We start from the raw sequence: 22,445 nt of genomic DNA, 5'->3' as shown, positions 1-22,445 counted from the left end.
TTTCACCTGTACATTTTATGCTTCGCCAGTGTCAGAGGGAATGTCATTTTATTCCAGATCAAACCCCAATTCAAAACGCTCCAACCATTCCTGCGCACGCTCATAACCGGCATCAGCATGGCGAAAGATCCCCAGTGCCGGATCATTGTGCAACACTCTTTTCAGGCATGCCGCCGCACGGTCCGTACCATCTGCCAGCACCACCATACCGGCATGCTGGGAATATCCCATGCCCACACCGCCGCCATGATGGAAAGACACCCAGGTAGCACCGCCCGCGGTATTGGACATCAGGTTCAGGAGGGTCCAGTCGGAAACAGCATCTGATCCGTCTTTCATAGCTTCGGTCTCCCGGTTGGGAGAAGCCACGGAACCGCAGTCCAGGTGATCCCGCCCTATCACGATGGGCGCTTTCACCTTACCGGTCCGCACCAGCTCATTGAATATCAGTCCGGCTTTCTCCCGTTCGCCCATGCCCAGCCAGCATATCCGTGCAGGTAATCCCTGGAAGGCCACGCGCTCCTGTGCTTTCTGCAGCCAGTTGAGCAAAGGCTGGTTATCGGGGAACGCTTCCATGAGGGCGCGGTCTGTCGTATAAATATCTTCTGGATCGCCGGAAAGCGCCACCCAGCGGAAGGGACCTTTGCCCTCGCAAAAGAGCGGGCGGATATAGGCGGGTGTGAATCCGGGGAAATTGAACGCATCCGGTTCGCCGCCTTCCCGCGCGAATTCCCGCAGGTTGTTGCCATAATCGAAGGTAACGGCGCCGCGGCGCTGCAGTTCCAGCATATAATGCACATGCCTCGCCATACTTTTGAGGGAACGCTGCTTGTAGCTAACGGGGTCGGTTGTACGAAGAGCCGCCGCTTCTTCCAGGCTCATGCCATGCGGCACATAGCCGTTCACGGGATCATGGGCGGAAGTCTGGTCCGTGAGGATATCCGGTACAATGTTGTCGTTAGCCAGGCGTTCCAGCAGGTCGCCCGCATCGCTGACGAGACCGATGGAGAGCGCTTCTCCGCTGGCCTGCGCTTCCCTGGCCCATTGGATGGCTTCTTCGTAGGAATGGGTCATCCTGTCGATATACTTTGTATCGATGCGTTTCTGAATACGGGCGGGGTCTACATCCGCGCCGATAAAAACGGCGCCGGCCATGGTGGCCGCGAGGGGCTGAGCGCCGCCCATCCCGCCGAGACCAGCCGTTACCAGCAATCTGCCTTTCAGGTCGCCATTGAAATGCTGCCGGCCGCATTCCACAAAGGTTTCGTAAGTGCCCTGCAGAATGCCCTGCGTGCCGATATAGATCCAGCTGCCGGCCGTCATCTGTCCATACATCATCAGCCCTTTGGCGCGCAATTCATTAAAATGCTCCCAGGTAGCCCATTTGGGTACAAGGTTGCTGTTCGCCAGCAGTACCCTTGGCGCCTGGGGATGCGTCCGCACAATACCCACCGGTTTGCCGGACTGCACCAGCAGCGAATGCTCTTCGTCCAGCGTCAGCAGGATGCGGATGATCTGCTGCAAGGCTTCCCGGTTGCGGGCAGCCTGGCCGATGCCGCCGTACACGACCAGTTCATCGGGGTTCTCCGCCACTTCATGGTCCAGGTTATTGAGCAGCATGCGCAGGGGGGCTTCCGTCTGCCAGGAGCGGGCATGCAGCTGTGTGCCGCGGGGGGCCTTGTAATGCGGGTGCGCCGCATAGGTATCAAGAAAGCCGGAATTGTTCATCATATGGTCCGTTTAAATTGATCTGGTGTTGTGCAGCGGTGGTATTCGCCACATGAATGAGTGATTTGTCTGTGATGAGCTGGTGCAGTGCTGAAATGTCGTCCGCAAAGATGCGGTCCTTCTTCGCAAAAGAAACTTTCTCCCTTACGTGATGGTGACAGGCTTCAATGATCTTCGCGGATTGCAGGGGGCGCCTGAAATCTATAGCCTGCGCGGCATACAGCAGCTCAATGGCGAGAATGTATTCCAGGTTGCCGATCACCTGCATGAGTTTTCTGCCGCTGATGGAGCCCATGGACACATGGTCTTCCTGCCCCAGGGAGGTAGGCACGCTATCTGCGCTGGCGGGGAAACAAAGTGTTTTATTCTCCGTCACCAGCGCGGCGGTGGTGTATTGCGGGATCATGAAACCGGAGTTCAGGCCGGCGTCTTCGATCAGCAGCTTTGGCAGGCCGTAGCGCCCTTCGATCATCATATAACAGCGGCGATCCGCAATATTGCCCAGCTCTGCCGCCGCTACGGTAGCATAATCCAGCGGCAGGGCCATGGGCTGCCCGTGAAAATTGCCGCCGCTGATGGTATCGTGCGCATTGAATATGATGGGGTTGTCGGTCACCGCATTCAGCTCGATGGTGGTCAGTTCTTCCAGGTGTTTCCACGCGGTGCGGGAAGCGCCGTGCACCTGCGGCATGCAGCGCAGGGAGTAAGGGTCCTGCACCCTTCCGCAATCCGCATGCGACGCCATGATCTGCGAACCGCGCACCAGGGCATCCAGGCGGTGGGCCACCAGCTGGTTGCCGGCAAAAGGCCTTATCGCATGCAGGCGCGGGTCAAAGGGTTTGGCGGTGCCCATCAGCCCTTCGAGGGACATGGCCCCGATGATGTCCGCCATTTCCAGGGCGTTGTAGAGGCGTTCCACGGCCTTGACGGCAAATGAGAGGATGAACTGCGTACCGTTGATCAGTGCCAGCCCTTCCTTCGGTCCCAATACCACCGGCGCCTTTCCTTCCTGCTGCAGCATTTGTGCAGCCGGCACCCGCTGTCCTTTATACCATACTTCCCCTAATCCTATCAGCGGCAGAAAGAGGTGTGACAATGGCGCCAGGTCCCCGGAAGCCCCCACGGATCCTTTCTCCGGAACGAGCGGCGTGATGCGCTGGTCGATATGCCAGCATATCCTGTCCAGCGTAGCGGGATTGATGCCCGAATATCCTTGTGCCAGGGCATGCGCTTTGGTGATCAGCATCAACCTGGCGATCTCTTCAGGGATAGGAGCGCCCACGCCTACGCTGTGGCTTTGCAGGATGTTGTATTGCAGGGTACGGGTATCCGCTTCGGATATCCTGGTATCGCAGAGCGGCCCGAAACCGGTGTTGATGCCATATACAACGGTATGTTCCTTTACAATGGCCTGCACATGGTCGTGGCTGGCTTTAACCCGCTCCGTTACTTCCGGGCTCAGTTCCCCTTTGACGCGACCGGCCGCAATTTCCAGCGCTATGGCTACCGTCAGCTGGTCCTGCCCGTATTTGAATGTCTGGCTCATGATATATAATTGGATTGTTCTGGTATCGGTTATTTTGCTGCCATGGCCTGCCGGATACGGTCCGCCAGCGGTGCATCTTCTACTGCTCTTTCTACGGCGCCTATCGCTTCCAGTATCCGGCTGCTTTGCCTGTTCTCCTGCGCCAGCGCTCCCATTGCGGTTTCAATGCCTTTCCATACCGGCAGCACCTGCTGCAGCAGGTCTTCACCCTTCCTGGTGAATACCACCCATTGGCGGCGGCCATCCTCTTCACAACGGCTTGTCTTCAGCAGCCCTTTGGCTTTCAGGCCGGTGACCATCTGGCTTACGGCGGAATGGGATACCTCCAGCTCAGTGGCGATGTCCATCAGGGTCAGCTTTTCTTTGACAGATAAAAGATAGAAGAGAGGGAACCAGCTGGCATCGAAAGCAATGCCTTCATGGGCATACACTTTATTCACTTCAGCCAGGAAGTAGTCGCTCAGGCGCCGGAGCCGGCTGCCGAAAATGAGATAACCTAATGACGGATAAAAGCTCATGTGGCAAAATATATAAGCACTTACATATTTTGCAATAATAAACAATCCTGCCGAAATGGGCCGGATTTTTTATTTACGCTTTACATCGAACCATACGGCTGATTTGTCTTCGATATCACCGTTGTAATTGATGGTGAGCTCTTCCCCTTTTTTGATGTCGCGGCGGGTCTTGATAGACATGGTATCCGCATCAAAGTCCATTTCATATTCACAATTAGGGTCATAATCGTGATTGTAGATGGAGCAGAAGCCCAGGGCAATACAGGAACGGGTTTCCCGCACACCCCAGAGGAAGATGTAATTGTGCAGCTTGGTCTTATCCACGATCTGCGTATCGGCATTGGACAATACGAGAACGGGGGATACTTCGAGGAGTGTGCCGGCGGGAATGCGCTCTTTAGTGAAAACACCACGGCCCTTTTCTTTGGTCTTGTTGATATACAAATACGGCTTGATCATATGTCGCTGATAAAAAGAAGGCGTAAAGTAACACTAAACTTTGTGGTTATCAAAATATCAATTCATAACAGCCATTCGTGCGAATCATAATAGATGTTATTTTTGTGCGTATGATCAACTACAACCCGAAAGACTGGTTTACATTTATTTTCCGCATTCACCGGGCGGATACGGTGAAGCGGTTGTTCCCGATGTTCGTGGCCTTATCCATATACTCCGCAGGGATCGCCTGGCTGGAGCTGGAGGTGCTGAAGCTGTCGGAGAAGGACCATATCCGCAATATCACGGCCATGCACGGTCTGCTGGGCTTTGTGATCTCGCTGCTGCTGGTCTTCCGCACCAATACGGCATATGACCGCTGGTGGGAAGGGCGCAAGCAATGGGGTGCGCTGGTGAACAACACCCGCAATCTTTCCCTGAAGCTGAACGGCATACTGCCTGCGGGCCATGCCTCCCGCGCCTGGTTCCGGCATATGATCCCCAATTTTGCTTATACGCTGAAAGATCACCTGCGGGGGGAGTTTCATCCGGACAAGCTGGAGAACCTTACGGAAGAAGAGCTTTCCCATCTGCATAGCGGCATGCATGTGCCTAACCAGGTGGCGGGGTTCATCCTGTCCAAAGTGAATGAACTGTACCGGCAGCAGGTGATCACGGGCGACCAGTTCATCACCCTCAACCATCAGCTGGAAGCGCTGACGGACATATCCGGCGCCTGCGAACGCATCAAGAATACCCCCATCCCCTTTTCCTATAGCGTATTCCTGAAGAAGTTCATTTTCTTTTATGTGATGACGCTGCCAATGGGATATGTGTTCGGATTGGGGTATATTGTCATCCCCATGGTCGTTTTTATATTTTATGTGCTGGCGAGCCTGGAGCTTATTGCGGAAGAGATCGAAGATCCCTTCGGCAAGGATGCGAACGACCTGCCTACGGAAACGATCAGTGCCAATATCCGGAGGCACGTTCAGGAGATACTGTAATTGTCAATTTACGAAGCGTCTGATCTTATGGAAAATGAAGTCATCATGGAACGGTTTGAGCAGCTGATGAAAGCGCAGGACACCGGGGAGCTGAAAGCTTTCCTGGATGACCAGCTGATCACGGATATTGCGGAACTTGTGTATGAAGAGCCGGACCATGCGCCGCTGGTCTTCAAATACCTCAGCCTCAGTCGCGCCACAGCGGTTTTCAGGATACTTGAATTTCCCACGCAAGAGGAGATCCTTAAAATGCTCCCTCCAGCCAAGATCGCCGAACTGCTCAACGAATTGCCGCCGGATGACCGTACCGCCTTCCTCGAAGAGCTGCCCAGCCAGGTGGTGCAGGAACTCATCAAACTGCTGGAGCCGGAAGAAAGGAAGGTCACGCTCTCCCTGCTCGGGTATCCGGAAAACAGCGTGGGCCGTATCATGACGCCGGATTATATCGCGGCGAAAGCGCACTGGACGGTGGCCAAAGTACTCAGCCACATCCGTATGTATGGGCGGGACAGTGAAACGATCGATGTTATTTACGTTATTGATAAAGAAGGCAAACTGCTGGACGACTTCCGTATCCGGGAGTTCCTGCTCGTATCGCCGGAAACGATGGTCAGCACCCTGATGGACGAACGTTTTGTATCCCTGCATGTGAACGATGAGCAGGAAGAGGCCATACAGGTATTCCGCCTGGAGAACCGCGTAGCCCTCCCCGTGCTGGACGACCATGGCGTGATGCTTGGCATCGTTACGATAGACGACATGCTCTGGATCGCTAATGAAGAACATACGGAAGACGTACAGAAGATCGGTGGTACCGAAGCGCTGGACGAACCTTACCTGGATATGCCCCTGTTCAGCCTGCTCAAAAAAAGGGTAGGCTGGCTCATCATCCTGTTCATCGGGGAGATGCTCACCGCATCGGTGATGACCTATTTTGAGGATGAGATCGCCAAAGCGGTAGTGCTGGCGCTCTTCATCCCGCTGATCATTTCCAGCGGCGGCAACAGCGGCTCACAGGCCTCTACCCTCATCATCCAGGCGATGGCCCTGGGCGAATTGACGATCAAAGACTGGTGGAGGGTGATGCGCCGCGAGATCGCTTCCGGTGTGATGCTGGGCAGCGTGCTTGGCCTCATCGGCTTCATCAGGATACTGGTCTGGAATTATTTCTTCAATACGTATGGCGATCATACGGTACTGATAGCGCTGACCCTCGGTGTTTCGCTGATCGGTGTGGTATTGTGGGGAACATTGTCCGGCTCCATGCTGCCACTGCTGCTGAAACGCGCCGGCGCCGACCCCGCCAGTTCCTCCGCGCCCTTTGTAGCTACGCTGGTGGATGTAACCGGACTGCTGATCTACTTCTCGGTAGCGTATATGTTCCTGAAAGGAATTTTGTTGTAGTTCATTCCTTCCCGGTCTCTTCGGTCAACACTTCTTCCTGCTGGTGCAGCAAATGCCGGATATGCTGCACATCGGTGCCTGTTTTTGTTTTATGAATGATGAACAGGTTGCTGTAGTCCGCATCCGCAATGGAATCCAGCCGGGTTTTGGCATTCAGGCTTTTCAGAATGGGGAGCATGGTATTGCTGTGCGCCACCACCAGGATGTGCTTTCCCCAGTCCCCACGCCGGCTGATCTCGTACAGCAATGATTCCCCCGTGCTATCCGGCCGGTAGAAGGCCGTATCGATCTTTTGCAGGATGCGCAGGGAGTCGCCGGTTTGCACACTGCGTTTAAAAGGCGTACAATAGATCCTGCTGATGGATGAATCTTTCAGCAAGCGGTATAATGCGCCGGCCCTCCGGCGCCCGGCGGGTGAGAGGGTGGAATCCGCGCCGGGGTATTTCTCCGCATGGCGTACGAGATAAATGGTGCCTGTCAGGAAAGTGCTGTCTTCCGAAAGCTCCGCACCGGCCTGCTTTCCCGCGCCCCCGCAGGCGGCAAGCATCAGTACCAGGCTTATACCGGTTATCATTTTACGTACCATCATGCGCTGCTGTTTGTTATATTGCAACAAATTATGAAATTCCGCCCTATTCATGCAAAACAAATCCTGATTTGTTGCGGGGCTGACCAAAATCAACAGATGAACCCTGCAAGGCTCCATCTGACCTGTAAAAAATACAATTGATCAAATGAGATGCAATCCCATTTGACCCGTAAAAAATAGAAATGATCAAATGAGATGCAATCCCATTTGGCCCGTAAAAAATACAATTGATCAAATGAGATGCAATCCCATTTGGCCCGTAAAAAATACAATTGATCAAATGAGATGCAATCCCATTTGACCCGTAAAAAATAGAAATGATCAAATGAAACAACTTCTGCTTTCCCTGGCAAGCCTGCTGCTGCTCTCCCCCGTCTATGCCCAGCAAGCCGCCCCCCTGACCGTTGAAAAGATCATGCGCGACCCGAAATGGATCGGCACCTCCCCGGACAATCTCTTCTGGAGCACAGACGGGCAAACGGTATATTTCAACTGGAATCCCGAAAAATCCCCCGCTGACTCCCTCTACGCCATTACGCTAAAGAAACATACACCGGTAAAGACCCTCCCGGCTGAAAGACTGCACATCCAGGCAAAGCGCTCCGGCAATTACAACCTGGCCAGAACACAGCTGGTGTACACCTACCAGGGCGATGTGTTCCTGCTGGACCTCGCATCCGGGAAAGAAACACGCATTACGCGCACCGCCGAAATAGAATCCGGCGCGGCCTTTGCCTTCCTCGATACCCGCATCCTCTTTCAGCGCAGCCGCAACCTGTTTACCTGGGAGCTGAAAACGGGACTGATAGAACAACTGACCGATTTCGTTTCCGGCAGCAAACCGGCAGACCGGCCGGAACGCAGCACCCCGCAGGAGAAATTCCTGAAAGCGCAGCAGCTGGAACTGATGGATGTGCTGAAGGACAAAAAAGCAAAATCCGATGCTGCTACCGCCTATAACGACGATATGCCGAAACCGGAGCGGCTGCGTTCCCTGTACCTCGAAGATAAAAGTCTCGGTGGCGTGGATATCAGTCCCGATGGCCGTTTCATCTCCTACCGCCTTTACCGTTCGCCTTCGGGGGATAACAATACCATCGTACCGGCATTCGTAACGGAAAGCGGTTACACGCAGGATATCCGCAGCCGGTCAAAAGTAGGCGCACCGCAGGGCAGCTTCGAATCCTTCATCTATGATCGTGAAAAAGATACGGTACTGCCGGTGAAGACAGCCGATCTGCCCGGTATCACAGACCGTCCGGATTACGCCCGCAACGATACCGGCAAAGCAAAACCGCGCGGCGCGATGGTGAGCGCTCCCATTTGGTCGGACAAAGGCACGCATGCCGTGGTGGAAGTCAGCTCACAGGATAATAAAGACCGCTGGATCATGCAGCTGGATGCCGCTACCGGCAAACTCAAACTGATAGACCGCCAGCGGGACGAAGCCTGGATCGGCGGGCCCGGTATCCATTCCCGCAATATCGGCTGGATAGATGAACAAACGTTGTGGTTCCAGAGCGAAGCCACCGGTTATTCGCATTTGTACACTTACAACGTATCCACCGGAAAGAAGAAAGCGCTCACCAGCGGGCAGTACGAGGTACAGGACGTTAAGCCCGCGCAGGACAAAAAACATTTTTATATCCTCACGAATGCCGTGCATCCGGGAGAAAAGCAATATTACCGCCTGCCCGTCAGCGGTGGAAAAGCGGAACGCATCACGAGTATGACCGGTGCGCATACCGTAAGCCTTTCCCCGGATGAAAAGTGGATCGCCTATCTCTATTCCGCCTCCAACAAACCCTGGGAAATGTACCTGCAGGAAAACAAGGCCGGCGCAAAACCCATGCAGATCACGGACAAGGCGCAATCCCCCGAATTCCGCACCTATCCCTGGCGGGAACCGCAGGTGATCTCCTTTACCGCGCGCGATAACGCCAAAGTACCCGCACGGCTTTACCTGCCCGAAGCATCCAGAAAGAACGGGGCCGCCGTGATCTTCGTGCATGGCGCAGGCTACCTGCAAAATGCCCATAAATTCTGGAGCAATTACTTCCGCGAATACATGTTCCATAACCTGCTGACAGACCTCGGCTTCACCGTGCTGGACATCGACTACCGCGGCAGCGCGGGTTATGGCCGCGACTGGCGCACCGGCATCTACCGGCACATGGGCGGCAAAGACCTGACCGACCAGGTGGATGGCGCCCGTTTCCTGGCACAGCAGCATGGCGTAGATCCCAAACGCATCGGTATATACGGCGGCAGCTACGGCGGGTTCATCACCCTGATGGCGATGTTCACCACCCCCGATGATTTCGCCGCAGGCGCGGCATTACGTTCCGTGACCGACTGGGCGCATTACAATCATGGCTATACCTCCAACATCCTGAATGAACCTTATACGGATACGCTGGCCTACCGCCGCTCATCGCCCATCTATTTTGCCGATGGCCTCAAAGGGCATCTGCTGATGTGCCATGGCATGGTAGACACCAATGTGCATTTCCAGGATATCGTGCGCCTCTGCCAGCGGCTGATAGAGCTAGGAAAAGATAACTGGGAGCTGGCGGTGTACCCTGTGGAAGATCATGGCTTTACCACGCCCAGCAGCTGGACGGATGAGTACAAGCGGATACTGGGGTTGTTTGAGGATGTGTTGTTAAAGTGATACCAACGGTAAATCAGTATATTTGGGAAGACAAAATTCCCTATCAGCCGTTTATGAACTATTTGCAAAGATGTGTTTTGACGTGCCTGCTGTTATCCGCGGGCACACTGGTGTTGGCACAACAGCCAGGTAAAAAGAAATACCAGGGCCTGCTCTGGGAGATATCCGGCAACGGCCTCGCTAAACCCTCCTACCTCTTCGGCACCATGCACGTTAGCTCCAAGCTGGCGTTCCACCTGAGCGATTCCTTTTATCACTGCATCCGCATGGCCGATGTTGTGGCGCTGGAAACTGATCCGCAGCGGCTGCAGGAAGACTTTTCCAAAAGCAGCATGCTCCGCCTCAGCGCCAGCTATATGACCAATATGAGCGCGGGCATCATGTCCAAAGACGCATTTACAATAGGAACGTATGCGGATATGGTGCGGACGGGGCTGATCTACCGCCCGGAAATGATCAATCACCTGCTCTACCGCTCTTTTGCCGCCAGGGAAGACTTTGAGGAAGATACGTTCCTGGATATGTACATCTACCAGGTGGGCAAAAAAATGGGGAAACGGGCTACCGGTGTAGAGGATTTTGCCGAATCGGAGCGCCTCATGCTGGAAGCCTACCGCGATGCGGGCAAGGATAAAAAAACACGGAAACTGAACAGGGACACGGACAAATCAGGCGACAAGCTGAACGATGCCTACCGCCGCGGGGACCTGGATATGCTGGATTCCCTCTCCTCCGCCAGCTTCCCTTCCGCCGCTTTCCTGGAAAAATTCCTCTACAAGCGCAACGAGAACATGTTCCGCTCCATCGATTCCATCATCCGGAAAGATGCCCTGTTCGCCGGCGTAGGCGCGGCACATCTGCCCGGCGACCGCGGTTTGATCCATATGCTGCGCAAAGCAGGTTACAAGGTCAGGCCCATTGCCATGACCAACCGGGACAGCGAACAAAAGGAGCAGCTCGAAAAGATAAAAGCGCCCGTTACCTTCCAGCCGTACGTTTCGCCGGACGGATGGATCAAAGCGGAGCTGCCCGGCAAGCTGTACAACTTCAGCAGTCTCACCATGCTTAACCAGCTGCAGTACGCCGATCTTGCCAACGGGGCTTATTACCTCGTCAGCCGCATCCGCACCAACGCGCTGAGCCTCGGGCAAACCAGCGAAGATGTGTATGCGAAGGTGGACAGCCTGCTGTATGAGAACATCCCGGGCAGGATCATCACCCGGAAAAGCATTACCAACAACAGCCATAAAGGATTCGATATCGTCAACCGTACCCGCCGCGGCGACCTGCAACGGTACCAGATCTTCATCACCCCGTTTGAAGTGATGATCTTCAAACTCAGCGGCACCGGGGAATATGCACAGGGAGAAGAAGCGGCCCGTTTCTTTACCTCCATCCAGCTGCAGGCGCCTGCGGCATCGGTATGGACGGATTACCGTGCGCCGGACAACAGCTTCTACGTGAAGCTTCCGCATACACCCGTCTCCGGCTCCAATTTCGCCTTGCGCTCACTCAGCAAAAGGATGGAATACGAAGCGCTGGACAGGCAGAACGGCAACAGCTTCCTGGTGATCCGCAAAGCCATTCCGGATTACGGGATACTGGAAGAAGATACGACGGACATCAGCTTTGCGGAAGAAAGTTTCCAGTTATCGTCATTCATCAAACAGCAGAAAAGCCGGCAATTCATCCGCCACAAAGGGCGGCCCTGCCTGGAGATCGTCAATCAGAATACGGACAAAAGTTATACGCAAACCCGCATACTGCTGCACGGCACCTATTACTATGTGCTGTCGGCGCGATACCGGGGCGACAAAAAGGCCGCGCAGGCATTCTTCCATTCCTTCACGCCGCAAAACCCGCATTACAACAGCTTTCTGCCTTATACAGACACCAGTCTTCATTATTCCGTCACCACCGCCGTTGCACCGGATGACGATGATGCGCTGGTGGAAGCCGTTTCCGGCGGCGGCATGCAGGAAGAGGAATATCTTTACCGTTCCCGCAGCAAAACATTCCGCTCAGACAGCACGGGTGAGGAGATCGTTGTATCCTTCGAAAAATTCTCCCGCTATTTCAGCACGAAAGACAGCGCGGAGTTCTGGCAAAGCCAGGAAAAAGACCTGACGGATGAAGGGAACTATGTGATCGCTACCCGGCAGTTCGACCGGCTTCCGCAATCGGAAAGCCTGCTGCTGAAAATGCGGGATACCAACTGCTCCCGCACCATCCTGGCGAAAGTGATCGTTCGCGGCGGCGCACAATACACCGTACGCGCCATTACAGATGAAACGGCCGGGCCTTCCGCTTTCGTCAGCACTTTCTTCGATTCCTTCAAACCGGCGGATACGGTCTTCGGATCATCCATCTACATCAGCAAAGGCAAAGCGCTCATCACCGATTTTAACAGCACGGACAGCACCACAAAAGCGCAGGCCCGCAAATCCATCGGCATGGCCAACTACCGCGATGAAGATGCCCCGGCGATCATCGCGCTGATACACGGCTGGAACACCACGGAAAAGAACTACCTGGAGATCAAACGGGACCTGATACAGGAGCTGGGATTCATCAAACATCCCGCCATACTGCCTTTCCTGCGGGAAGCCTATGTGGCGGCAAACGATACGGCCAGCCTGCAGCACAGCATCCTGCTCAGCCTTGTCAGGCAGCAGACCGCGGCCGGTTATGCCTTGTTCAAGGAACTGGTGATGCAGGAGATCCCCATTTTCAGCGATGACAACAGTCTCCATGCGATCACCTCCGCCATGCAGGACTCCCTGCAACTGGCCGCCACCCTGTTCCCGGACATGCTGAAACTGACGGCGCTGACCGATTACAAAGGACCCGTGTACGGTCTGCTGGCGGAGCTGGTAGACAGCAATGCCGTGCAACCCTCCGTTTATGCGCCTTATATCAGCCAGATCGCTTTTGATGCGCGGGTGGAAGTGCAGAAAGAGCTGGCCGGCGAACAGAACCTGATGGACCGTGATGAAAATGAGCGTAACGCTGGATCGCGGATGCGGCAGGAGAATGTTTCCCTGCATGAATACGCGGTATTGCTGTTCCCTTACCGCAACGGGAACAAAAACGCCGAACGCTTCTTCGCCCGGTACGAAGCCAGCAATAACCCGCTGCAGCAGATACAGCTGGCACGGCTGTACCTGCATCATCAATGGCCGGCATCGGACAGTGTGCTGCTGAGCATTGCGGCACAGGAGAAATACCGCATTTACCTGTGGCTGGCATTAAAGGAGATCAATCAGCTGGACCGGTTCCCTTCCGCCTGGAAACAACAGGAATCCATTGCCAAAAGCGTGCTGTACGGCAACGTTCCCTATCACATCGAACTGGATTCCGTAGTGCTGTTAGGCAAGCAGCATACCGTGCACCGCTTTAAAAAAGGCACCGTGTACCTGTATAAATTCAGGCAGAAAGAAGATGAAGAATGGTATCTCGGTATCAGCGGTCTGCAACCGGATGATGAAAAACAGAGTTCCGGCAACCAGTCGCTCACACAATTCACCAATATCCGCTACAGCAAAGAAAAACCGGTGGCCGAGCAATTCAATAAAGTGCTGCGGCAGGTGAAGTATAAAAACCGCTATGGCTGGGATGATGACTTTAACCGCGGCATGCTCATGGACAGCAATTACTAGACAAATTATGTTTCAACACATGAATTAGCGAAGGCCTTTTGCAGATTTTTTCCCATATTGCAGGGATTAACCACAAACAAACACCTATTCAACATGTGTGGAATCGTAGCCTATATAGGAAAACGGGAAGCCTATCCTGTAGTTATCAAAGGTCTCAGACGTCTCGAATACCGCGGATATGACAGTGCCGGTGTGGCATTGCTGAACGGAGGCAAACTCAATGTATATAAAAAGAAAGGGAAAGTAGCAGAGCTGGAAGACCATGTGGTGGGGAAAGACCTCCACAGCGTGCTGGCCATCGGGCATACCCGCTGGGCTACGCATGGCGAGCCCTGCGACCGTAATGCGCACCCCCATCTTTCCGGAGACGGCAAACTGGCCATGGTGCATAACGGCATCATCGAGAATTACGGCCAGCTGAAAAAAGAATTGCTGAGCAAAGGCCACCAGTTCTCCAGCGATACCGATACGGAAGTACTGATCCATTTTATACAGGAGATCAAAAAAAGCAATCAATGCTCCACGGAAGAAGCGCTGCGCATCGCGCTGAAAAGAGTGGTGGGCGCGTATGTGATCCTGATAGTGGATGAAGACAATCCCGATACCCTGCTGGCCGCGCGCAAAGGCAGCCCGCTGGTGATCGGCGTGGGGAAAGGAGAGCATTTCCTCGCTTCCGATGCCTCCCCCATCGTGGAATATACCAAGGAAGTCGTGTATGTGAACGATTACGAGATCGCGATCGTGAAAGCGGATGAACTGATCCTCAAAAATATTTCCAACGAGATACAAACACCTTATATCCAGAAGCTGGATGTGGAGCTGGCCGCCATCGAGAAAGGCGGTTACGATCACTTCATGCTGAAAGAGATATTCGAGCAGCCGCAGACGATCTTCGACAGTCTGCGCGGCCGCCTGGACGCCAAAGCCGGCAAACTCACGCTCGGCGGTCTCCGTGAGCATACCGATCTGCTGAAGGAAGCCAAACGCATCATCATCGTAGCCTGCGGCACCTCCTGGCATGCGGGGCTGGTAGCGGAATATATGATCGAAGAGCTGTGCCGCATCCCCGTGGAAGTGGAATATGCCTCCGAGTTCAGGTACCGCAACCCGGTAGTGGGCAAAGGCGATGTGATCATTGCCGTATCCCAGTCCGGCGAAACGGCGGATACGCTGGTGGCGATGGAAAGCGCCAAGGAAAAGGGCGCCATCATTCTTGGTGTCTGCAATGTGGTAGGCTCCTCCATTGCCCGGCTTTCCCATGCCGGCGTGTACACGCATGCCGGGCCGGAAATTGGCGTGGCCAGCACCAAGGCATTCACGGCGCAGCTTGCCGTGCTCGCCCTCATCGGACTGAAAGTGGCGATGGAAAAAGGCACCATCACGGAACAGCGCTTCCAGCATCTGCTGGATGAACTGGAAGATGTATCCGACAAAGTAGCCATTGCCCTCGAACTGAATGAACAGATAAAAAAGATCGCGGACAAATACAAGGACGCCCGGGATTTCCTCTACCTGGGACGCGGCTACAACTTCCCCGTAGCGCTGGAAGGCGCCCTGAAGCTGAAAGAAATTTCGTACATACATGCGGAAGGATACCCCGCCGCGGAAATGAAGCATGGTCCCATTGCACTGGTGGACGAAAACCTGCCCGTAGTGTTCGTGGCCACGAAAGACAGTTATTATGAAAAGATCGTGTCCAACATCCAGGAGATCAAAGCGCGCAAAGGCATGGTGATCGCCATCACCACGGAAGGCGACCAGGTGATCCCCGGCATGGCGGACGATGTGATCGTAGTGCCGGAAGCCGACGAGCTGGTAGCACCGATCATTTCCGTGATCCCCCTGCAACTGCTGGCATACCACATCGGCGTACTGAAAGGGCTGGATGTGGACAAGCCCCGCAACCTTGCGAAGTCAGTAACTGTAGAATAATATCCTTATGAACCATATAGAAAAGAAACCGCTCAGCCAGCTGGGCTATCAGTTCATCGATCAGGCCTGGCTGCCGGATGGCAAAACTGAATATTATCTCCGCGATCAGCAAAGAGGAAAAGAAACCGTGCACCGCAAGCTGAAAGCCTGGGAAATAGAGACCCTCGTGCGGAATGACAATACCTCGGATGACTGGAACCTCATCTTCGTAGACAACGAGTTCGACCCCAATCTCGTGCAGCACTGCCACTTCTACGGTATGGTGCGCATCGGGAAACTGGAGCCTTATTTCCTGGAATTCCATAACCTCCGCCTGCCGGTAGGATTATACAACAGCACCATCGCTTCCTGCGATTTCGGGGACAATGTGGTGGTGCATAATGTCAACTTCCTCTCCCACTACATCATCGGCAACGACGTGATCATTGCCAATGTGAATGAAATGGGGGTGACGGACCATGCCAAATTCGGCAACGGCATCATCAAGGAAGGCGAGCCGGAAAGCGTGCGCATCTGGATGGAGCTTTGCAACGAGAACGGCGGCAGAAGCGTGATGCCTTTCGATGGCATGCTGCCCGGTGATGCCTGGCTCTGGACACGCAGCCGCCACGATGAGGTGCTGATGGACAAGTTCAAGGCATTCACCGAAAAACAGTTCGATAAAAGAAGAGGATATTACGGCATGGTGGGCGACCGTACGGTGATCAAGAACTGCAAGATCATCAAGGACGTGACCATCGGAACAGACGCCTATCTCAAAGGCGCCAACAAGATCAAGAACGTGACCATCAACAGCGAAGCCGGCGCTCCCACACAGATCGGGGAAGGCTGCGAGCTGGTGAACGGTATTGTGGGACTGGGCTGCCGCGTATTCTACGGCGTAAAGGCCGTGCGTTTCGTCATGGCCTCCCATTCACAGCTCAAATACGGCGCGCGCCTGATCAACTCCTACCTGGGCAACAATGCTACCATCTCCTGCTGTGAAGTATTGAATTCCCTCATCTTCCCGGCACATGAGCAGCATCATAACAACTCATTCCTCTGCGCCGCGCTGGTAATGGGGCAAAGCAATATGGCCGCAGGCGCCACCATCGGCTCCAATCACAACTCCCGCGGGGCGGACGGCGAGATCATTGCAGGCCGGGGATTCTGGCCGGGGCTTTGCGTCAGCCTCAAGCATAATTCCAAATTCGCCAGCTTCAACCTCATCTCCAAAGGCAATTACATGAGCGAGCTGCATGTGCCTTTTCCCTTCAGCCTGATCGTGAATGACGAACATGAAAATACGCTGAAGGTGATGCCCGCTTATTTCTTCATGCATAATATGTACGCCCTGGCGCGCAACTCCTGGAAGTATGTGGACAGGGACAAACGTACGGACAAGACGCAGCCCATCGAATACGACTACCTGGGGCCGGACTCCGTGGAAGAGATCATGGACGCGCTGGAACTGATGGAACTGGCCGTGGGCAAGGCTTACTATGCCCAACAGCAAAAAAGCACGGACAAATTATCCCGCAACGCCATCCGCCAGACAGGCAAAAACCTGCTGCTGGAGGAAAATGCGAAAGTGGCGAAGATGGAGATACTGGGCGAAAACATCGAGAACAGCCAGCGCAAGGTACAGCTGCTGAAGATACACCAGTCGTACCCTCTTTTCCGTGAGCTGATCGCGATGCATGCCATCCGCAACCTCATCAAAAATGCCGCGGCATTCCAGCTCAATTCCTTCTCCGCATTGCAGGCATTCTGCAAGAACGTGAAGCGCAGCGCCTGGAGCAATGCAGGCGGTCAATTGATCCGGGCAGAAGTGATGGAAGACCTGAAGCAGCGCATCCGCAAAGGCAAGATCGGCAGCTGGCCACAGTTGCATGATGCCTGGCGGGAAATTGGCACTACCTATGAGCGGGAAAAACTGCAGCATGCCTTCGCCTGTCTGTTTCAACTGGAGGGATTAACCGCGAAGGAGCTGACGGCAGCAGCGTTCAAAAAATTCCTGGACCAGTCCGTTTTCACTTTCGGCAAGCTTACGGAGGGCATTTACCACTCCCGGGAAAAGGACTACCGCAATCCGTTCCGCCGGATGACCTACGAGAACGAAGCTGAGATGGAAGCCGTGGTAGGGAAGCTGGAAGATAACAGCTTCATCCAGCAGACCATTGCGGAGTTGAAAACGTATAAGAAACAGGTAAAAGAAATGATCAAAAAATGGGAACTGTAAAGGATATCGTCCGCTGCAGCTGGTGCCTGAAAGACCAGCTGTATATGGATTACCACGATAAGGAATGGGGCATTCCCAATCACGATGACACCCATCTCTTCGAGATGCTCAACCTTGAAGGCGCGCAAGCCGGACTAAGCTGGTACACCGTGCTCACCAAGCGGGAGACCTACCGCAAAGCCTTTGATCACTGGAATGCGCAAAAGATCGCGCGATATACGCCTGCCAAAGTGGAAAAGCTGATGCAGGACCCCGGGATTATCCGCAACCGTTTAAAGATCAATGCCACCATTGGCAATGCCAAAGCTTTCCTTGCCGTGCAGCAGGAGTTCGGGAGTTTCGATAGATATATCTGGCAGTTTGTGGGTGGAAAGCCGGTTGACCATCGTTTTACTTCCCTGAGCCAGGTACCTGCCCGTACGCCGGAATCCGACGCCATGAGCAAGGACTTGTTGAAGCGGGGGTTCAAATTCGTGGGATCAACGATATGTTATGCGTACATGCAGGCCACGGGGATGGTGAATGATCATATTGTTTCCTGCTGGAAGCATAGGGTAAAGTAGTCCGTCGTTGACGCTCTGCAGTTGATGCAGGAAATGGCGATGACATCTGCTGGAGAACAGGAACAGCCTGCCGGGAATTACCAACCGGCAGGCTGTTTTTTATCAGGGGATAACAGTAAACCGTCTCCCTGTTGATAATGGCAATGTATTTTCTCCCGTGTCCGGAGAGATCAGCCGGGCATAGGTGTATGTGCCGGCCGGGGCATCCGCCGGGACCCTCACCGTCAGCGTAGTGGCCGTCTGCGATTCCACCGCAAAGGGAATATATTCTCCATTATAGGACAAGCTGCACAGGACTGCTGCAATATCCCCATACCCCTTTCCGGTGAAGGTGATCAGGTCACCCGCCTGCAAATCCGCTGCAGGCGCTGTGGATGTGATAGTTGGTATAGGCGAAAGGATATGCAGCACCATATCCGCATCCATGGTGTACCGGCCCGTTGTGAGGCGGAAGGTATAATAACCCGTTGGCAGCTCAAGCGGGATGTCGAAACCGATCCTTTCCGACGTAATCGTTGAAATATTCACACCCGTAACCGCAGCCGTTGCATTGTTCACCAGGGCGCCGCTGGTATGTGCCAGGTCTGTGATGGCATTGGACACCATAAACCCGTTCGATGTGCCCTTTCTTACGATCATCGAATCCCCGAAGATGGAGAAAGAAGGAATTGGCTGCATTAATGCCTTCTTCAGCCTGAAGGTCCTTTTGGTGCCGTCCTGCGCGGTCACGGTATATTCCGTGCCATTCCTGAAAGCAACGGCGGTGCCGCTTTCAGGAGAGATCACCGCACCTTCGGGAAGCGTGATCACCGGGGCTATGCTGTCCACATCCTTCCATTGATAGAGCCAACTGATGACGATGGCGCTGCTGTCCATATCGATATAAGCGGTATGCGTTTTCGCATTGGCCGTATCGGCAAAAGCAAACGACGAGATGCCGTTCAGCCCGTATTGTTCATATTCTTTTTTACACGATAAGGCCGACAGTATCATCAGCATAATGGCTGCATTTTTTACAAAAGGCCGCCGGAATTTATTTGTAATGTACATCGATATATTATTTTGGTTCAACCACTAATACCCACTGGGAATAATTCTTTGAAATGTATGCGCCGCCGTTGAACTGCTGGCGTGTTCGGAGAATGCTGCCGGAAGAAGGATACTGCCCTGCCGGGAGATCATCCGGTATTTTCAGCTTCAATTCAGACAAGGAGCTGGATACGATCTCCAGATGATAGTAGGCAGCGATATCACTGGTACGGCCGGTGTTGCTATAGATGGCAAAAGCCTCCAGCCCCCGGATGCTGGTGCCGGTAATGGTAAGGACGTCCCCTTGCTTCACCGTGTCTTTCCGGTAGGACAGGTTCAGGTACGGCTCCGGGTAGTTGATACGGATGGGGTATTGCAGGGACACGGTATCGTTGAGGTTCTTTACCTGCACATGATACAGCCCGCTGTCGATCGTATTATCGTCATAGATATACAGGATAACCGTTTCCTGGGACACTTCCCTGGGAGTGAAGGTAAACTGCTGCCCTGCGGTGTTGGTGAGTATGACCCTTACGCTATTGGTATCCGGGATCAGATGGGAGCCGTTGATGGCGATGTTCCGCAGCATGGTGGAGGTAAATGTATCTTCCGCGGTGGACAGTTCATTGAGCTGTGTACCCAGCTGCAATATCTCCCGCATGAGGGTATAGGTTTCCACCGTGCCATTGCGTGTTTTAACGGTATATTGAACAGGCGTTGCGGACAGATCAACCCTCTCCCCGCTCGCCGGGGTGATGGTAGCGCCTTCAGCCAGCCGGATCTCCGGGTCCACGAATTTCAGATCATAGAGATAGTAGGGCAGCTGAAGGGTGATCTGCCTGCTGTCGTCATTGATAATAGCCGGAATATTGCCATAGGCAGTCGCTATCTCGAACTTTGCGATACAGCCCGTCTGTATCTCCGGTAATGACACTTTCTTGGTGCACCCTGCCATTATCATGATGAATAATAAGGGGAGCAGCACAGGGATATTTTTTCTCATGCTTTTCGTTGCGTATTGATGAATTATTTTATTTCGAACTTCGTGCTACCTTTGGGAACGAGCACGTACTCAAAAGTGAAATACATGTGCGGCGTTTCGCGGAACCACTGGTCCGGCGTGTAGGCATTCTCGTACACGCTGATCATTTTGATCTTTGCAAAATCCCCTTTTGCGGTACGCACCACGATGGTCCTGGGCGCCAGTTCGCTGCCGTTGGAAAGGGTCAGCCCCTCGCCCAGCGCGTAGGCAACGTGCTGCTTTTCATAGCTGCCGTCTCCCGCAATGGTGCCGCCGAAATCATACATATACCATCCGGTCCCCGTACCAAAAGCGCCGGCAGCATCCAGGCCTACGATATCCTTTTGGGTGCTGAACGCTGTTTCTGCCGGGATATCGGTCACCTCATCGAAATGTTTCTCCAGGATGCAGATGCCGCCTATACCCGCAGCGCCAGCACCATAGTTGCCGGAATTGAGGCCGTTATTGCCGCTGAGGATGCTGTTGTACAGGCTGCCGAACGCGACATCCCAGTCCGTCGTTTTCGCGTAGTCTGCCTGCACATGCTTCCTGGTGGAGAGGTTGAAGAAGAAAACCGGGGGGGCGGCGGTAGGATTGGCATCATCCACCGGGGCATAGAGATTTTCAACACGGTAAACCCGGTAATAGGTTGTGTCTTCCGCTACCGGTGGTTCCTCCGGGGTAACGGTATCATTCTTTGAACAGGAAGTGATCAGTGTAAAAGATGCAACGGCAAGCGCATAAATGACTGTCAATAGTTGGTTGCGGCGAGGCATAGTTCGCTCGTTAAAACTTATCATAGTTTAAATTTTTCTTGCTAGTAAAATGTGTACTGTTTCCGGAGTGCAAAAGTAGTTTGGTGTACTAACCATTCAGGGAGAAATAGTTATTGATGAGGGAGAAATTGATATCCTCCAACCCATTCGTGAACCTTCCTCCCCGGATTTCGTTATTTTTGGGTAACATCAAAAACAATTGCTCATGGGCAGACAAACATCTTTGCTCACCTTTACAGGGAGAGTAGGTAACCTGATCGGTTACAACCGCAACGGCAAACATTTCATGCGCTGCATGCCGGAGACCGTCAGGCAGACCTCCGCCACCCGCCAGGCTGCACAGCGCTTCGGCGCCGCCAGCCGAAAAGGGCGGCTTATCAGAAGCGCTTTCGCGCAGGAGCTAGATATCCGTTCAGATGGCAGCCGGGTTAACCGGTTGAATAAAGCTATTATCAAAGGCGGGTGTAACAACCCGGGGGCCATAGCAGGTTTCCAGTTCAACCGCTATACGGGGATAGACAAGTTCTTCCGTGTGGCGCCGGTATTATCCACGGATGGGATATTACATATCCCCGCGCAAGCGTTGGCGCAGATCAAAGGCTTCACCGCCCTGGAGGTAAAAGTGATCGCAGCATGCATCAGCTTTGCGGAACGAAAGGTGGTGCATACGGAAACCGCCATTCTTGTCCTCGATACCCGGGAGCCTTTCGCCGGGGCGGCATTATCTGTAGATGCGCCGGGGAAGGGAACGCTGGTAGTCACCCTGCAGGTCAGGGCCATGAAGGACGGCCATCCCTCCGGCAACCGGAAATATGTGGCCGCGGATATCGTAGCGGTGCAGGAGCCGGTCACCCAACAGCTCTTCCATAAACCCGAATGTCCCAGGGAGATTGCCATACGGCAGCGCCTGGATGCCCTGTTCCCCTCTTCACGCGAACAATCCACCTACATCATACAAAGGGAATAGGCTATCCCGCCTTGAGCACTGATTTTTGGTGAGCAAACTATCCTGAAAACCACATACCCTTACATACGGCAACCCACGAACTTCCCCGCAGCCAGCACCTGCGGGCGGCCCTGATTATGGATAAACTATCCCCTCTCGCAGCTACCCTCACATAACTCACGCCCAACACAACAAAAGATCACCACCGCTATAAGTCCACCTTTTCCCCGGTATTCCCAGGGTGACCTCTCAGTGTCCCTTGTACTATTCCTCCGTTATGCACGGATACACACCCTATCCCCTCTCTTTAAGTACCACCCAAAACAGAAAAAGACCTGTACTAACAGGAAGAGTTGAAAAAATACGTCTGTTAGCTTAATTTCATCTACCAGAA

Annotated in this window: 16 protein-coding genes; 8 read left to right on the top strand and 8 right to left on the bottom strand. The window is 53.8% G+C overall.

Annotated elements, in window-relative coordinates; all coding sequences use genetic code 11:
- Positions 1–48 precede the first annotated feature (48 nt).
- The 4 genes from hutU to FW415_RS09810 all read right to left on the bottom strand — a co-directional run bounded on the left by hutU (position 49) and on the right by FW415_RS09810 (position 4,251).
- Entirely contained in the window at positions 49–1,731 is a 1,683-nt protein-coding gene (gene hutU / locus FW415_RS09825) for a urocanate hydratase (protein WP_246858994.1), read from the bottom strand.
- Positions 1,706–3,274, bottom strand: coding sequence for a histidine ammonia-lyase (gene hutH / locus FW415_RS09820; protein ID WP_148384278.1), 1,569 nt, complete (start codon positions 3,272–3,274; stop codon positions 1,706–1,708). Before hutH ends, hutU begins: the two co-directional genes overlap by 26 nt.
- 29 nt (positions 3,275–3,303) lie before the next feature.
- Positions 3,304–3,792 (bottom strand): MarR family winged helix-turn-helix transcriptional regulator, encoded by a 489-nt coding sequence (locus FW415_RS09815; RefSeq protein WP_148384276.1) that lies wholly within the window; start codon positions 3,790–3,792, stop codon positions 3,304–3,306.
- A gap of 69 nt (positions 3,793–3,861) precedes the next feature.
- Positions 3,862–4,251 carry an SET domain-containing protein gene (locus tag FW415_RS09810; RefSeq protein WP_148384274.1) on the bottom strand — a complete coding sequence of 130 codons (390 nt, stop codon included), beginning with the start codon at positions 4,249–4,251 and terminating at the stop codon, positions 3,862–3,864.
- A gap of 110 nt (positions 4,252–4,361) precedes the next feature.
- Here FW415_RS09810 and FW415_RS09805 point away from each other — a divergent pair, with 110 nt between their 5' ends.
- A complete protein-coding gene (locus tag FW415_RS09805; protein ID WP_148384272.1) occupies positions 4,362–5,237 on the top strand; it encodes a bestrophin family protein in 876 nt (291 codons plus the stop codon).
- 45 nt (positions 5,238–5,282) lie between these two features.
- On the top strand, positions 5,283–6,641 hold the full coding sequence (gene mgtE / locus FW415_RS09800; RefSeq protein WP_246858993.1) for a magnesium transporter: 1,359 nt from the start codon (positions 5,283–5,285) through the stop codon (positions 6,639–6,641).
- 1 nt (position 6,642) lies between these two features.
- On the opposite strand, the gene FW415_RS09795 is transcribed toward mgtE, so the two are convergent.
- Positions 6,643–7,230 carry a histidine phosphatase family protein gene (locus FW415_RS09795; protein WP_168208749.1) on the bottom strand — a complete coding sequence of 196 codons (588 nt, stop codon included), beginning with the start codon at positions 7,228–7,230 and terminating at the stop codon, positions 6,643–6,645.
- Between the two features lie 325 nt (positions 7,231–7,555).
- Here FW415_RS09795 and FW415_RS09790 point away from each other — a divergent pair, with 325 nt between their 5' ends.
- The 5 genes from FW415_RS09790 (at position 7,556) to FW415_RS09770 (ending at position 18,279) form a co-directional block, all read left to right on the top strand.
- Positions 7,556–9,904 carry a prolyl oligopeptidase family serine peptidase gene (locus tag FW415_RS09790; RefSeq protein WP_148384266.1) on the top strand — a complete coding sequence of 783 codons (2,349 nt, stop codon included), beginning with the start codon at positions 7,556–7,558 and terminating at the stop codon, positions 9,902–9,904.
- A gap of 53 nt (positions 9,905–9,957) precedes the next feature.
- On the top strand, positions 9,958–13,563 hold the full coding sequence (locus tag FW415_RS09785) for a TraB/GumN family protein (protein ID WP_148384264.1): 3,606 nt from the start codon (positions 9,958–9,960) through the stop codon (positions 13,561–13,563).
- 93 nt (positions 13,564–13,656) lie between these two features.
- Positions 13,657–15,495 (top strand): glutamine--fructose-6-phosphate transaminase (isomerizing), encoded by a 1,839-nt coding sequence (glmS, locus tag FW415_RS09780; protein WP_148384262.1) that lies wholly within the window; start codon positions 13,657–13,659, stop codon positions 15,493–15,495.
- A 7-nt stretch (positions 15,496–15,502) separates the two neighbouring features.
- Positions 15,503–17,716, top strand: a complete 2,214-nt coding sequence (locus FW415_RS09775) for a DUF4954 family protein (RefSeq protein ID WP_148384260.1) — start codon at positions 15,503–15,505, stop codon at positions 17,714–17,716.
- On the top strand, positions 17,704–18,279 hold the full coding sequence (locus FW415_RS09770; RefSeq protein WP_148384258.1) for a DNA-3-methyladenine glycosylase I: 576 nt from the start codon (positions 17,704–17,706) through the stop codon (positions 18,277–18,279). Before FW415_RS09775 ends, FW415_RS09770 begins: the two co-directional genes overlap by 13 nt.
- 102 nt (positions 18,280–18,381) lie before the next feature.
- Here FW415_RS09770 and FW415_RS09765 read toward each other — a convergent pair whose 3' ends face one another.
- The 3 genes from FW415_RS09765 to FW415_RS09755 are packed head-to-tail and all read right to left on the bottom strand — an operon-like array spanning position 18,382 to position 21,105.
- Positions 18,382–19,278 (bottom strand): hypothetical protein, encoded by an 897-nt coding sequence (locus FW415_RS09765; RefSeq protein WP_148384256.1) that lies wholly within the window; start codon positions 19,276–19,278, stop codon positions 18,382–18,384.
- 58 nt (positions 19,279–19,336) lie between these two features.
- Complete coding sequence (locus tag FW415_RS09760) at positions 19,337–20,311, bottom strand: hypothetical protein (protein ID WP_148384254.1); 975 nt, start codon at positions 20,309–20,311, stop codon at positions 19,337–19,339.
- Between the two features lie 23 nt (positions 20,312–20,334).
- Positions 20,335–21,105 carry an HmuY family protein gene (locus FW415_RS09755; protein ID WP_168208748.1) on the bottom strand — a complete coding sequence of 257 codons (771 nt, stop codon included), beginning with the start codon at positions 21,103–21,105 and terminating at the stop codon, positions 20,335–20,337.
- Between the two features lie 205 nt (positions 21,106–21,310).
- On the opposite strand from FW415_RS09755, the gene FW415_RS09750 reads away from it, so the two are divergent.
- Complete coding sequence (locus tag FW415_RS09750) at positions 21,311–22,072, top strand: hypothetical protein (RefSeq protein ID WP_148384250.1); 762 nt, start codon at positions 21,311–21,313, stop codon at positions 22,070–22,072.
- Positions 22,073–22,445: the final 373 nt, after the last annotated feature.

The sequence above is a fragment of the Chitinophaga sp. XS-30 genome (genome assembly GCF_008086345.1).
Taxonomy (GTDB): domain Bacteria; phylum Bacteroidota; class Bacteroidia; order Chitinophagales; family Chitinophagaceae; genus Chitinophaga.
This window is presented reverse-complemented; position numbering and strand designations above follow the sequence as displayed.